Below are 15236 nucleotides of genomic sequence, written 5' to 3'. Positions count from 1 at the left end.
GATAGCATCACCGCGGTTTTTCAGATATACCGAGTCGCCTGCATCGCGGGCAAGCCCGGCTCCCCAGGCTTGCTAGCCGTGAAGGATATACGCCCGCGCGCATCACGTGCATTGCACCTTACATTTCTTCACACACCACCTACACAGCTTCACAGCACTGTAGCGGAGGCGCCCGTAGGATGCGCCAGTCAATATTGGGATATAAGCATGTCGAAGAATCTGTTTGCGCCTTTTTGCCTGTTGGCACTGACACTGGCCTTGAGTGCTTGTGACAAGTCCGCAAGCAGCACCCCGGAAATGCCGCTGGCCAAGGTACGGATCGAAACCCTTGCAGCCAAGCCCCTGTCCATCACCAGCGAGCTGAGTGGTCGGATTGCCGCACCGCGCATTGCCGAAGTGCGCGCACGCGTCGCCGGCGTGGTGCTACAGCGGGTGTTCAAGGAAGGCCATGACGTCAAACAGGGCGACGTGTTGTTCCGCATTGATCCGGCGCCATTCAAGGCCGATCTGGACAGCGCCCAGGCCAGCCTGCGCAAGGCCGAGGCCAACGCATTCCAGGCGCGCCTGCAAGAGCAGCGTTACAGCCAACTGGTGGAAGGCAATGCCATCAGCGGCCAGGAATACGACAACGCTCGCGCTGCCGCCCGGCAAACCGCCGCCGATGTAGCCGCCAATCAGGCCGCGGTGCAGCGGGCCAAGTTGAACCTGGGTTACGCCACGGTTACCGCGCCGATTTCCGGACGCATTGGCCGCGCATTGGTGACCGAAGGCGCGCTGGTGGGCCAGAACGAAGCCACGCCGATGGCTGTGATCCAGCAACTGGACCCGATCCACGCCGACCTCACCCAATCCACCCGTGAACTCAATGACCTGCGCCGCGCCTTCCGCGCCGGGCACTTGAAGCAGATCGGCCAGGACCAGGTCAAGGCCACACTGATCGAGGATGACGGCAGCCTTTACCCGCTGCCGGGCAAGCTGCTGTTCGCGGAGATTTCCGTCGACCCAGGCACCGGCCAGATCATCCTGCGCAGCGAATTCCCCAACCCTGACCTGGACCTGTTGCCCGGCAGTTTCATACGTGTACGCCTGGAACAAGCCGTAGACCAGCAAGGCATCAGCGTGCCGCAACGGGCCATCACCCGCGACAGTGCCGGCATCGCCATGGTGTTGCTGCTGGACGCCGAGCACAACGTCAGCCTGCAGCCGGTGGAACTGGGCTCAGTGATCAATGATCGCTGGATTGTCAGCAGCGGTCTCAAGCCCGGTGACCGCATCGTCGTTGAAGGCTTGCAACACGCCAAACCCGGCGAGAAAGTCCAGGTCGACGACAGCCCCGAGCCACTTGCCCGCGCTTCTGGCCAGGCTTTTGCCCAGTAAAGATTAGGGATAACAAACAATGCCACAGTTCTTTATTGATCGCCCGATCTTCGCCTGGGTGGTCGCGCTGTTTATCCTGCTGGCCGGCGCCCTCGCCATCCCGCAGTTGCCGGTGGCCCAGTACCCCAACGTCGCGCCGCCGCAAGTGGAAATCTACGCGGTGTACCCAGGCGCGTCCGCCCAGACCCTGGATGAAAGCGTGGTCAGCCTGATCGAGCAGGAGCTTAACGGCGCTGATCACTTGCTGTATTTCGAATCCCAGAGCAGCCTGGGCACTGCCACCATCACCGCTACCTTCCAGCCGGGCACCGATCCGGAAATGGCCCAGGTGGATGTGCAAAACCGGCTCAAGGCCGTAGAACCGCGCCTGCCGCAGGCGGTCACCCAGCAAGGCTTGCAGGTGGAGAAAGTCTCCGCCGGTTTCCTGTTGCTGGTGACCCTGACCTCCAGCGACGGCAAGCTTGATGACGTGGCGCTCAGCGATTACCTCGCACGCAACGTAATGAACGAACTCAAGCGCCTGGACGGCGTCGGCAAGGCCCAGTTATATGGCGCCGAGCGTGCCATGCGCATCTGGATCGACCCGCAGAAGCTGATCGGCTTCAACCTGACGCCTGCTGATGTCAACGCTGCGATTACCGCGCAAAACGCCCAGGTATCGGCGGGCAGCATCGGCGATTTGCCAGGCCCTGCAACCCAGGAAATTACCGCATCGATCCTGGTCAAGGGCCAGTTGTCGACGCCTGCCGAATTTGCCGACATTGTCCTCAAGGCCAATCCGGACGGCTCCACCGTGCGCATCGGTGATGTAGCGCGGGTCGAAATCGGCAGCCAGGAATATCAGTTCTCCACGCGCCTGAACGGCAAGCCGTCCACCGCCGTCAGCGTGCAGTTGTCGCCAGGGGCCAACGCCCTGAGCACCGCGACCCTGGTGCGGGCGAAGATGGATGAGCTGTCGCGCTACTTCCCGGTCAATGTGGAATACAAGATTCCCTACGACACCTCGCCATTTGTCAAAGTGTCCATCACCAAGGTGGTGTACACCCTGGGCGAAGCGATGTTGCTGGTGTTTGCGGTGATGTTCCTGTTCCTGCAAAACATCCGCTACACCCTGATCCCGACGCTGGTGGTGCCAATTGCGCTGATGGGCACCTTCGCCACCATGATGTTGCTGGGCTTCTCAATCAACGTCCTGACCATGTTTGGCATGGTGCTGGCCATCGGCATCCTGGTGGACGATGCCATTGTGGTGGTGGAGAACGTCGAGCGGATCATGGTCACCGAAGGCCTGTCACCCAAGGAGGCGACGCGCAAGGCCATGGGCCAGATTACCGGCGCGATTGTCGGTATCACCCTGGTGCTGGTGGCGGTGTTCCTGCCAATGGCGTTCATGCCAGGCTCCGTGGGCGTCATTTACCAGCAGTTCTCGCTGTCCATGGCCACCTCTATCCTGTTCTCGGCGTTTCTGGCCCTGACCTTGACCCCGGCCCTGTGCGCCACCTTGCTCAAGCCGATTGCCAAGGGCGACCACCATGCCAAGGGCGGCTTCTTCGGCTGGTTCAACAAGCGGTTTGAACAACTGACCGACCGCTATGAAGGTTGGGTGGCCTATGCCGTCAAGCGCACAGGACGTTATCTGTTGATTTACCTGGTGCTGCTGGTGGGTCTGGGACTGTTGTTCAGTCGCCTGCCCTCCTCCTTCCTCCCGGTGGAAGACCAGGGCTACACCATCACCGATATCCAGTTGCCGCCGGGTGCCAGCAAGAACCGCACGGTGCAGGTGGCCGAGCAGATCGAGGCGCACAACGCCAATGAGCCGGGTGTCGGCGACACGACGATGATCATGGGCTTCAGCTTCTCCGGCTCCGGGCAGAACGCGGCGCTGGCGTTTACCACGTTGAAGGACTGGTCTGAGCGCAGCAGCGACGATTCCGCCGCCGCTATTGCCGACCGGGCGACCATGGCCTTTACCGAGCTCAAGGATGCGATTGCCTATTCGATCCTGCCGCCGCCGGTGGATGGCCTGGGCACCTCAAGTGGTTTTGAGTTCCGCTTGCAGGACCGTGGCGGTGTCGGCCATGCCGCACTGATGGAGGCGCGTACCGAGTTGCTGGCCGCCGCAGAGAAAAGCCCGATCCTGGCCAATGTGCGCGAAAGCGCCCTGGCCGAAGCGCCTCAGGTACAACTGGAAGTAGACCGCAAGCAGGCCAATGCGCTGGGGGTTTCCTTTGCCGATGTGGGCAATATCCTGTCTTCGGCCATCGGTTCGGCCTATATCAACGACTTCCCCAACCAGGGCCGCATGCAGCGGGTGGTGGTGCAAGCCGAAGGCGATCAGCGCAGCCAGGTGGCTGACTTGATGAAGATCCATGTGCGCAACAACGCCGGGAAGATGGTGCCGCTGTCGGCCTTCGTCGAGGCCCGCTGGATTCAGGGGCCGGCGCAGTTGACCCGTTACAACGGCTACCCGGCCATTGCCATTTCCGGCGAAGCGTCGCCTGGGCACAGTACCGGCGAGGCCATGGAGGAAATCCAGCGGTTGGTGAGCCAATTGCCGGCCGGCCTGGGCCAGGAATGGACTGGGTTGTCGTTGCAGGAACGGTTGTCCAGTTCCCAGGCACCACTGTTGCTGGGCCTGTCGTTGCTGATTGTGTTCCTGTGCCTGGCAGCGCTGTATGAAAGCTGGTCGATTCCGACTTCGGTGCTGCTGGTGGTGCCGTTGGGTGTGCTCGGTGCGGTGTTGGCGGTGAGCTTGCGCGAGATGCCCAATGACGTGTTCTTCAAGGTCGGGCTTATCACCATCATCGGTCTGTCGGCGAAAAACGCGATCCTGATCATCGAATTCGCCAAGGACCTGTACGACCAGGGCGAAGACCTGATCGACGCCACCCTCAAGGCCGCGCGCCTGCGTCTGCGGCCGATCATCATGACGTCCCTGGCGTTCATCCTCGGCGTGGTGCCATTGGCCATCGCCACCGGCGCCAGTTCGGCAAGCCAGCAGGCGATTGGTACGGGTGTGATTGGCGGGATGATCACGGCGACGCTGGCGGTGGTGTTTGTGCCGGTGTTCTTTGTGGTGGTGATGAGGTTGGTGCGCAAGCGCAGCGACAAGCCATAAGCTTCAAGCAGCAAGAAATCGCCAGCCCCCTTACAGCTTGAAGCTGGCTCTCCTGCTATGGTGCTCATAAATCCCGAATTTGTGAGCGCCATGCCCTTCCTCGCCCGCACCCACCCTCGCCTTTCCTCCGCCGCCGTCCTGGGCCTGGCGGTTGGCATCCTGGCTCCCACAGATTCAATCCTCAGCAAAATCCTTATGGGCTGGAACGCCGGCGTCTGGACTTATCTGGTGCTGATGCTGTGGCTAACGATCCGTGCCAAGGCCGAGGATGTGAAGCGCATTGCCGAGGTCGAGGATGAAAACGCCGGGCTGGTGCTGTTCATGGTCTGCATCGCGGCCATCGCGAGCCTGGCGACCATCGCCTTCGGGCTGGCAGGCAGCAAGGACCTGGACACCACTGCACGCCTGCTGCATTACGGTTTTACCGGTCTGACGGTGATCGGGTCGTGGTTGCTGATCGGCGTGATCTTCAGCGTTCACTACGCACGGCTGTATTACACCTGTGAGGGCAAGGAACCGGCGTTGCGTTTTGCCGAAGGCCCGATCAACCCCAATTACTGGGACTTTCTGTATTTCTCTTTCACTATCGGCGTGGCGGTGCAGACTTCCGACGTTGGCGTGGCCACCCGCAGTATGCGCAAGGTGGTGTTAGGGCAATCGTTGATCGGGTTTCTGTTCAATACGGCGATCCTGGGCTTCTCGATCAATATCGCGGCGGGGTTGTTCAGTTGAGGCTGCTCGGTTCTACTTGCCTGAGTGTGCTGGTGTAAGCCAACTCACACCCACAAAAAAGGAAGCCGAAGCTTCCTTTTTTATTTAGCTGAGTATTTTAGAAGTCGTAACGAATACCGACGTTGACACCCCACGGTTGGTCGATGGCCTTGCCTTTGCTGTGCTCGAAGTCGGCATGCAGCTTGAGGTTTTTCGACATTGATACCGCCATACCCGCAGCCAGCTCAACCCGCGAACCCGAGAGGTCGTTGTTGAAGCTCTGGCCGTTGATGAACACCTTGTTGCTCTGGTCGAACTCATGGGCCAACGCGGTACGCAGATACGGCTGCAACACACTGCCGCTGTCCAACTGGATATTCTTGCCCGCCGTCACACCCACCTTGCCAATCACTGAACTTGAGCGATCGCCTTTGGCGTGCAGACCGTTGTCCAGGTCATAGCTCTGGGCCTGAGTGATTACCGTCGCCAACTGCGCATAGGGCTCAACGAAGAAATCATCGGCCAGCTTGATGTGGCGACCGAACTCGGCAGAAGCACCCACGGCGTTTTGCGCGTAGTTGCCCTTGGCTTTCTTGCCATCGCTCATGGTCACGTTGTTGTCAGTGTGCAAGCGGTTGAGCTTGACCACACCGTCGAAGTACAGGCCACTTTCGGCATCAATCCAGGTGGCATATGTACCGACGTAGTAGCTCTTGACCTCGCCGCTACTGCCACGGGTCAGGCTCAGGTCAGAGGTACTGTGACCGGCCATCACACCGGCCAGCCATTGGCCGTCACCGCCGGACAATGGAGCATCGGCACCGATGGTGAAGCCCTTCTGGGTTTGCGAGTAGCCCGCGCCATTCTTGTTGGCCGCCACGTCATATTTGTTGCCGTAGCTGCGCATCCACAGGCCGTTGCTCTTGCCGTCGCTGAAGCGCAACTCGCCCATGCGGGTACGCAAGTTGGTCATTTCTCCGTACAACACGGTGGGTGCGGTGTTAAACAAGGCCAGTACCGAGTGGGCGCTGGTGCTGGTGCCCTTGCGGGTCGGGTCGAGGAACCAGTCGGTGCCTTCCTGTTTCAGCCCATAGGCAAAGGCACCCACGTCAACGGTGCCGCCGACCAGGGAGAACTTGCCAGCGCCACCTTCGGTGTGAACCACGTGAACAGGTTGGGCGTTGGACAACTCCGAGCCGGTGGCGGCCAGCAGTAGGCTGTGGCGGCCTTCGGCCTGGCCTTCGACGTTGAGGAAGTCGGTTTGGCCGTTGGAGAAGTCGGTGTGCATGATGTAAGTGCCTTCACCGGACAGGCTTTTGACGTCCAGTTGATAAAACTCATCCGCCCCGCCGAAGTGCACGGTACCGCCGCCCATTTTCAGGTCGCCTACTTCACTGTTGCCTACCAGCACCCAATGAGAAGCCTCGTTGACGCTCAGCTCCGCAACATTCTTCAGTTGCCCGGTCAGCCAGGAACCGTTGTTGAGCTGCAGCTTGGCGGTACTGCCCTCTTCAACCACAACGTCGCCCACCAGCGAGCTGTTGTCGACGTTCATATTGGCAGTGGAGGCATCTTTGACTTCAAGGAGGATGCCATTGCCAGCGATCAAGGTCGAGCCGTTGCGCACCTGAATATCGGCGTCGGAACCGACTCCCGTCCTGCTGGAGACCAGGATTGCAGAACCGTTTTTACCCTCGACACTGGAACCATCGAGCACCAGCTTGCTGGTGATGCTCGGGTCGTGATCGATATCCACCCTTACCCCGTTCTCGCCACCGATGATTGTACTGTTGGTAGCACGGGCTTGGCCGTTAAACAGATACACCCCGACACCGTTCATATTGGTCGCTTCGACTCGGGAACCCGTGAAGTCCAGCACACTGTAAGCACTGGCGCTGGCCCCCCGGCTGGTACCCGTTATCTCGCTGTTGATCACCGTGACGGTCGAACCATCGGTTCCTCCCAGAGAGCGACCGGCGATCAGCCCGACACCATTGTTATGGGTGACTTTGCTGCCGGTGATCAACACAGTACTGCCAGTGGCCCGGATGCCGGCATCCGCAGAGTTGCGGGCCGTGACTTCAGAGCCACTGATTCGGATCTGGGAGTCGAACGCAATAATTTCCTGAGTGCTACTGCCAGGATTGATATTCAAGGTTGCAGATTGGGCACGGATTTGTCGGGTGGCCACCCCCAGAACGGTCAGGCCAGAACCAGGGCGCAACTCGAAACTATCAGGTGCTGGGCCCGGTCGAACATACTCATCGGGACCCGTCACAACCCGCGCTTCGGCAAGATGTGCCATAAGCATAAGCAGCGTTACTGCCTTGGCTTTCAAGGCAAGACTCAAGGGTGTAGGTTTGAAATTGAATACGGATGACATTTTTAACGGACCTCTGGGTGGCGTTCCTTTACGGAAGAATCTGGCCGGTACCAAAGAGCGTGGGACCCTGCCAACCGAACACCGCCAAAGTTACCCAGAGCTATCGCCCTAATCTGTAGGACTTATCCCAACATACCGCATTAGTAAGGCACCACAGCTTGTAGTTACTGCTTGCCATAGGCCTTGCGAGACGCATCTCAAGGTATTAAAAACGCAAAAAAACCAAAGGGGACAATGTGTCCCCTTTGGCAACTGCAATCTGATTGATCTACGGCAGCGGCACGCCCGTACCATCGCAGTAAGTCCCGTTCGCCCCCCCTGCTCTCGTGCCGCGAACGCGAGGCATCGCTTCAGCGGAGTTCAGCGGGCCCTCTGGCAGTTGTATGGTGTAGTGGAGCCTGGCCGAACCGGCAAGTCGTGCATCCGAGTTAGGTTGAATAGGCTTGAAGAATTGCATGTAGTGACTCAGCCGCAGCTCAAAGCCGTTATTTAACATCGCCTGAGTCAGTGGAAGGGAGTCTATGAAGTCGTCAGTGCCTGGAACCGCAATGGTACCGGCATCGTCGCTGTAGCCTTGCCAGTGCAGCCTGACCACCATGTTCAACGTAAAGTGCTCTGAAGGGGTAATAAAAATCGTCAGGTAGTCCGGGGCAGGAGGCGTAGTGCTGGGCCTGAAGCTATCGCAGTTGACAATACCGGCACCTGAACCTGCCAGAAAGCGCACTTGCGGCGGCGCAAGTTCCTTGAAGTTTGCCTGGACTTCGACCGGCGTATTGGGTGAAAACTGTCGGTTGTTGCTACCGGCTGCGCCAATGGTGTAGTACACCAACTTGGTACCATTGGCACGCTCCGAAATGATGCTCCATGGAATACTCATTTGAATGATTTGGTTGGCCGTGCCAGCCGCCACAAACTGTGTATTGGCAAGTACACCGTCATACCAAAGATAAATGGTAAACGCCCTGGCGTCAGGAGTGGGTGGCGTATCCCATAGTTCTACTCGCGCAATGGCAGGTCGGTTGGCATGTTCAGGGAGCAGTTCATTGGGCGGCCCCTCCGTGCCAGTTGCATCCTCCCCTGTCACCACTACCGGCTTGAGATCAGTATTGATCAGGTCAGGCGGATTGGTCGGTGTCGGCCCGACAACAAACAGATCCAGGTCAACTGTCGTTGTCAATGCGGATGGGTAGCTCACTGACCTGCGCTTGATAGCGTAAGAAATCGTCACTGCCTGCCGCCCCTCCGTCGCGCCATAGAGCAGTAGCAATGTCGGGTAGCCAGCAGAAATCTGGACTGGAAAGGTGTTACTGCCCAGCGGCACATCAGCCAGGGTCTGGGTGCCGAGGGTGGTCGTCAGCGTGACGCTGATGACATCTCCGTCGTTTCCACGCAGGAAGTTGGAATATTCTGAAATACGCACGGTCATGCCGTTGAGCTGGGCCGTGTCAGCACGATCAATCAGACCGTCGCCGGGAAATGCCAGGTCAACCAAGGGTGCCCTAAGATTCGCCGGCGCAGGTAACAGCCCAACATCCAGCGAATAAGATGCCGACAACGGGGAGGGGTTTCCTGCGGCGTCGTGCAGTACGTACCTGATGCTACGTAAACCATCAGGATTAGCTGCAACCACAGCAAGTGGCAATGGAAAACTCCAGTCCGCCGGTAGTTCCCAGCCCAGCCCAGGATTAGGCGGGCTCGGCGGATAAGGGTAATCCGAACCGTTGTAGTAGATATGCAACCAACTACCTGGGCCTCCGCCATGAGCCGAGGGGTCGGGTATGGTGAATCTCGCGGCTTCATCGGGCAGACTTTGGAAGTAGTCCAGATCGGCAGGAATCGGTAACCCCGCCGGCGGCAGCGGCGCAGGAATCGGGCCGGGAAAACTGCTGTAAGGAGGCGTAAGGTCGACAATCAACAACTGAGGCAATGATTCGCTGGTGTTGCCAACGTTATCGACAAATATCTCGTACCTGAGCAGGTGTCGACCTTGACCGCGCCGCGCCTGGGCAATATTCACCGCATATTCGGCGGCAGGTGAAGACACTTCAACTCTAATGAACGGATCGCCCCACTCAGCATCGTCAAACGGTTTCATCCACACGCTGACTATGTCCGGGGAGGCGGGGTTGGTGCTGAAATCGTCCCACCGAGGTATCAAAAACGCCATTGCCTCCGCTAACGCAACCGCTCGAAAAATCAAACCGGGAAACCCCGGCACCTCTCCTTCGAGTCGGGCGTCAGGCAACGCCAGAATCCCCGGATTGACCGCACGTTGATTGTTAAAATTACGAATCAGTTCAATCGTTTCCTTTTTCATGAGTGTTCTCCGAACAGTCAAATTAATGCACCTTCTACATACAAGTACTTTTGGCTCACGTAGCGAACAGAAACTTAATCGATAAGTTATCAGGCGCAAAAGTTCGCCACGCCATCTAACGCATATCAATCAGGCAACTTCAAAAAACCGCGAGGCACCACGTCAGTACTCGACGTTACTCTGGCGTGGTCAATGTAGGAACTCCCTCGTCCGTGCAACAAAACTCATCACCAGGGCCACACTGACGGCCTGAACCTGGGAATATCAGGTCGACCCGAATGCGTCTGGGCAAGGATTCGCCAATAACCCCGCCCGCCCGCAACAACTGAAACCAAGCCGTTGCCGAGCCATATGAGTGCATTGGTAGGACTTTTGTTTCGTAAGGTAAAACTACGAACGTCACTCCATTGGAAACTTGCTCCGGGGTCAAGAACGCAGTCGCGCCAAAGTCGGTTCCTCCAATAGGGTCTTCCCAGTTATTGGTTCTATAGCCTTGCCAGAAAAATCTGATCTCATCATTCAAAACGAAGTCATCATGGGCGGCAACATACCAATTGACACCATAGAATATCGGAGGTTTTGAACAGCAACTCAAATAGGAGTTGAAAAGTGTATGAGACACTTGCGGCATCGGATATTGCGCCAATGGACCCACACTGACATTAACTCTGGAAATATCCGAGTGCTGGTCATTCACCCCGTTACTGGTGGTGTAGTAAACCGGTAGCGACGGATTGACTGTACCGTCAATCAACGCCCAAGGTATTTCGGTAAAAAATACTAATTGCCCGGCTATATCCCCACCTTGCACCGTATAACTGGCCACCGGACCGACGCCATTCCAGAACAGTCTGAGTACCTGCCCTGGTAGAGGGTTGTCGTATAAAAACACCCTGGCAGTGGCATTCTCGCCGCGGTCCGCTTCGGTGATGAAACCAGGTGTGTTCGAGTTCCGCCCGCGGATTTCCACCAGTGCCAACGTAGGGTTGAGCAACGCAGGTGCATTGGCATGATCTTGACCGGCAATAGTCAGGTTTACATTGATAAGTGTGGAGAAAGACGGAAAAGGCGGCTGGCCGGCGCGAATGATTTCGTAACGTATAGGCACCTGCCCGGGTACCAGGGGCACCGTGATAGGCCCTCGCAAGGCCGTCCAGGGTATTTCCACATCACAAGGAAAGCTGATGACCGGTTGCCGTGGGGCCCGCCGGCCGGCCCAATACACATCCACCTGATCTCCTGGCGCCCAGCCGGTGTAGACGGTGATTCTTACAAACACACCCGCGCGAGCATCATCACGCTTGATCAAGAAGTCGTCGTAGGACGGTGGAGTGATTTGAGGATTGGGTAAGTTGATTGGAGACGGGATCAAGTTCAGTTGAAATGGCAACGCCGCACTTTGGTCACTGAAGTTGCCCGCCTCATCAAAAACGCGAAAAAAAACATAGGCATCACCGTTTGCCAAATGCCGAAAGGCATCCGCCGGCAGGAGGGCAATCAAGGGGTCCGCACTGAATTCAAGCTCATACGTTCCATCTGGCCCGGCAGCCGGAGGGTTGGGGAGGTTGGACAAATAGAACTCGATCCGGTCCTTGTCGGCGCGTCCCGTGTAAGCAGGGATGCGAAAGGCCACCAGCGGATAATCAATCAGGTATTGCTCGTCCACCAAAGGTGCAGGAGCCACAACAAACTCCAGGAGATCATCAGGGCGCAACAACTGTGGTCGATCCATATCAATGGTGATCGTTCGTTTGGGATCCAGGTCGGTCCGACCTCCGAATGAATCAACGACCGAATAGTAAAGTTCAACCGTGCCGGATTGCTCACGCAGAATATTCAACGGCACATGTAGAGAATGAAACCCTGGCAAGGGGGGCGGTGGCGCGTTGACCGTTCTGATATCGACCCTGGTTTCGATACTACCCCTTAGCCAGTAGAGGCTAAGAATATGGGGGGTGTCGAGCGCCTCGGGAGGCGGGTTCCACATCGGTACGTTCACTTCGAGGGCAGCCAGCATCCGCGACGCCGGCACCAACCCTCTAGGATCTAAAGGATCTACGCCTGGAATGTCCATGGGGTCTAGGGCAAAAACACCCTGTTCAGTCGAGATCTCGCGGCCCTCGCTAGCAGGGTCTATTTTGGACTTGAACATGGTGTATCCCCTCAATGTCTAGCGGACGGATGGTGGGTGGTCAGTGACTTGCGACGGTCTATGGAAAGAATTAAACGCCCGAACCCCTGTTCTGGATACTGTCAAAACTAACAGGTAGCACCTGCCACTCGTCGGATGTCGTGGACGGTGACTTGGACGACTTGACCTACATTCTCTTGACGGACTTTCTTACTTGGTGTTTCCTGAAACCGGTTTCAATGCTGTGATTCAGTACTGATACCCCATAAATCCAATAAGAAAGGCCCGCCACCGTGACAACCTTTTCCGCCGCCCAGCGCAGCCGCGTCACAATGCTCGATGTAGCCGAGCGCGCGGGCGTGTCCAAGGCCAGCGTGTCGCGCTTTATCGGTGACGACCGCGCTCTGCTCTCCGATGCCATCGCCCTGCGCATCGAGCGGGCCATTGATGAGCTGGGCTACCGCCCCAACCAGATGGCCCGTGGCCTGAAACGTGGGCGCACCCGCCTGATCGGCATGCTGGTGGCCGATATCCGCAACCCTTATTCGATTGCCGTGATGCACGGTGTTGAAACTGCCTGCCGCAAGCATGGCTACAGCCTGGTGGTGTGCAATACCGACCGTGATGACGAGCAGGAGCGCCAGCATCTGGCTGCGCTGCGCTCGTACAATATCGAAGGCCTGATCGTGAACACCCTCGGCCATCACCTCGACCAATTGCTGGAGCTGCAGCGGGAAATGCCCCTGGTGCTGGTGGATCGCAAGGTCGAGCCACTGCACAGCGACCTGGTGGGGCTGGATAACCCGATTGCCGTGCGCATGGCTGTCGAACACCTGGAGCAGCAAGGCTATCGTGACCTGCTGCTGGTCAGCGAAGCGGCAGATGGCACCAGCTCACGGGTTGAACGCCTGGACAGCTTCAAGGCCCAGATCAACCAGCGCACAAGCCTGCGCGGCGCCGTGCTGGAAATTGATGCGCACTTGAACAGTCAGCTGCAAAGCTTCCTGATGAGTCCTCAAAACGGTCCCAAGGCGCTGTTCTGCGCCAACGGCATTGCCGCCCTGGCCTGCACGCGAGCGCTGCAGGAACTGGGCTGCACTCTGTTCACCGATATCGGCCTGATTGCCCTGGATGACCTGGACTGGTACCCGCTGGTAGGCAGTGGCATCACCGCCCTTGCCCAACCCACCGAGGCCATTGGTGCCAGTGCGTTTGACTGCCTGCTCAAGCGCTTGCGCGGTGACGATTCGCCAGCGCGAACCCTGGATTTCCTGCCGCAACTGATTGTCCGCGGGTCAACCCGCTCACTCTTCAAAACGCCGCAACTCTCTGTGGGAGCCGGGCTTGCCCGCGATGGCGGTGTATCAGTCACCAAAGAGATCGACTGACAGGACCCTATCGCGGAATGCAGGGCTCCAAAATTTAACTTTTGTCAAAAAATGAAACCGGTTTCAGAGATCAATAATAATGCACAAATACCCCGTTTCCATCAACCTCTCCAGCTACGGCGCGGACGTCGTCCGCCAGCGTGGCCAACTGAGTTTTGTCCATGTGTTGGCGGATGCCGGCGCACAACGTATCGAATGGCGAGAAGAGTTACTGACCACCGAGCAACCGGCCGAGCTGACGCAAACTGCCGCAGACCAAGGTCTGGAATGCGTATTTTCCTCGCCACTGGAGCTTTGGGTCGCCGGCCGCGCGCAGCCCAACGCCGAACTGGCTGCCACTCTCGACCGCGCACAGGCCTTCGGGGCTCGCTGGCTGAAAGTCTCCCTCGGTTATTTCACCGATACCAACGACCTGCAAAGCCTGGCGGCCCTGCTCAACCGTCACCCTGTTCGCTTGCTGGTGGAAAATGACCAGACCCTGCACGGCGGGCGTATCGAGCCAATGCAGCGCTTTTTCAACGAGGCCGAGCGGCTCGCCGTGCCGGTGAAAATGACCTTTGATATCGGCAACTGGCAATGGCAGGACCAATCGGCCGCCACGGCCGCCCGCCTGTTGGGTCGGCATGTCGATTACCTGCACTGCAAGGCCGTGGCCCGCCGCGCGGATGGCAAGTTAGTAGCACTGCCGCCGGGCGCCGCAGACCTGCATCTATGGGAACAATTGCTGCGCCACATGCCCCAAGGTATTACCCGGGCCGTGGAATTTCCCCTGCAAGGCGAAGACCTGACACAGGTCACCGCCCAACAGGTCGCTGCCCTTACTGTCCTTGGCCAGCCCCGCCTGGAGAACGCTCATGTCTGAGATCGATATTCTGTCGTTTGGTGAAACCATGGCGATGTTTGTCGCCGAGCAAACCGGCGACCTGGCCCAGGTTGGCCAGTTTCACAAACGCATCGCCGGAGCCGACAGCAATGTCGCCATTGGGCTGTCACGCCTGGGTTTCAACGTGGCCTGGCTGAGCCGGGTGGGCGACGACTCCCTTGGGCGTTTCGTGGTGGACACCCTGCAGAACGAAGGCCTGGACTGCAGCCATGTAGCGATTGACCCGCTGCACCCCACGGGCTTTCAGCTCAAATCACGGGAAGACACAGGCGCTGATCCGCAGGTGGAGTATTTCCGCCGTGGTTCGGCGGCTAGTCATTTGTCGGTGGCGGTGATCCGTCCCGAACTCCTGCAAGCGCGTCATCTGCACGCCACCGGTATCCCGCCAGCGCTGTCGGATGCCACCCGAGATCTGTCCCGCCAATTGATGACACAAATGCGCGAGGCCGGGCGCAGCGTCTCGTTCGACCCCAATTTGCGCCCGGCCCTGTGGGCCAGTGAGCAACGCATGATCAGCGAAATCAACGCCCTCGCCTGCCTGGCGGATTGGGTGCTGCCGGGGCTCGGTGAAGGCCGCCTGCTGACCGGTTTCGAAGACCCGGCGGACATCGCCGCGTTCTACCTGGACCAAGGCGTGGAAGCCGTGGTGATCAAGCTGGGGCCTGATGGTGCCTATTACCGCACCCAACTGGACGAAGGATTTGTCGCCGCCGTACCGGTAGCCAAGGTGATCGACACCGTGGGCGCCGGCGATGGCTTTGCCGTGGGCGTGATCAGCGCCCTGCTGGAAAACCTCAGCTTTGCCCAGGCCGTACAGCGCGGCAACTGGATCGGCAGCCGTGCCGTGCAGAGTCGAGGAGATATGGAGGGGTTGCCGATGCGGGCTGACCTGCCCCTTTCACAAAAAGCCGGTTAGTCAAAAACACCC

The 15236-nt window shown here is 58.4% G+C and carries 9 protein-coding genes; 6 read left to right on the top strand and 3 right to left on the bottom strand.

Going from position 1 to position 15236, the window contains the following annotated elements:
* The first annotated feature begins 207 nt into the window (after nt 1-207).
* The 3 genes from ACZRKZ_RS05495 (at nt 208) to ACZRKZ_RS05485 (ending at nt 5227) form a co-directional block, all read left to right on the top strand.
* Nucleotides 208-1377 carry an efflux RND transporter periplasmic adaptor subunit gene (locus ACZRKZ_RS05495; protein ID WP_463980957.1) on the top strand — a complete coding sequence of 390 codons (1170 nt, stop codon included), beginning with the start codon at nt 208-210 and terminating at the stop codon, nt 1375-1377.
* A gap of 19 nt (nt 1378-1396) precedes the next feature.
* A complete protein-coding gene (locus ACZRKZ_RS05490; RefSeq protein WP_463980956.1) occupies nt 1397-4495 on the top strand; it encodes an efflux RND transporter permease subunit in 3099 nt (1032 codons plus the stop codon).
* Between the two features lie 90 nt (nt 4496-4585).
* Nucleotides 4586-5227 carry a DUF1345 domain-containing protein gene (locus tag ACZRKZ_RS05485; protein WP_463970017.1) on the top strand — a complete coding sequence of 214 codons (642 nt, stop codon included), beginning with the start codon at nt 4586-4588 and terminating at the stop codon, nt 5225-5227.
* Between the two features lie 97 nt (nt 5228-5324).
* On the opposite strand, the gene ACZRKZ_RS05480 is transcribed toward ACZRKZ_RS05485, so the two are convergent.
* From ACZRKZ_RS05480 to ACZRKZ_RS05470, 3 genes are all read right to left on the bottom strand, one after another.
* Nucleotides 5325-7589, bottom strand: a complete 2265-nt coding sequence (locus tag ACZRKZ_RS05480) for an autotransporter outer membrane beta-barrel domain-containing protein (RefSeq protein WP_463980955.1) — start codon at nt 7587-7589, stop codon at nt 5325-5327.
* Nucleotides 7590-7857: 268 nt separating this feature from the next.
* Nucleotides 7858-9906, bottom strand: coding sequence for a hypothetical protein (locus ACZRKZ_RS05475; RefSeq protein ID WP_463980954.1), 2049 nt, complete (start codon nt 9904-9906; stop codon nt 7858-7860).
* A gap of 175 nt (nt 9907-10081) precedes the next feature.
* Nucleotides 10082-12058, bottom strand: a complete 1977-nt coding sequence (locus ACZRKZ_RS05470) for a hypothetical protein (RefSeq protein WP_463980953.1) — start codon at nt 12056-12058, stop codon at nt 10082-10084.
* 272 nt (nt 12059-12330) lie between these two features.
* Here ACZRKZ_RS05470 and ACZRKZ_RS05465 point away from each other — a divergent pair, with 272 nt between their 5' ends.
* The 3 genes from ACZRKZ_RS05465 (at nt 12331) to ACZRKZ_RS05455 (ending at nt 15224) form a co-directional block, all read left to right on the top strand.
* Nucleotides 12331-13425, top strand: a complete 1095-nt coding sequence (locus ACZRKZ_RS05465; protein WP_463980952.1) for a LacI family DNA-binding transcriptional regulator — start codon at nt 12331-12333, stop codon at nt 13423-13425.
* Nucleotides 13426-13504: 79 nt separating this feature from the next.
* Entirely contained in the window at nt 13505-14287 is a 783-nt protein-coding gene (locus ACZRKZ_RS05460; protein ID WP_463980951.1) for a sugar phosphate isomerase/epimerase family protein, read from the top strand.
* A complete protein-coding gene (locus tag ACZRKZ_RS05455; protein WP_463980950.1) occupies nt 14280-15224 on the top strand; it encodes a sugar kinase in 945 nt (314 codons plus the stop codon). Before ACZRKZ_RS05460 ends, ACZRKZ_RS05455 begins: the two co-directional genes overlap by 8 nt.
* The last annotated feature ends 12 nt before the right edge of the window (nt 15225-15236 follow it).

The sequence above is a fragment of the Pseudomonas sp. c313 genome (assembly GCF_055407145.1).
This window is presented reverse-complemented; position numbering and strand designations above follow the sequence as displayed.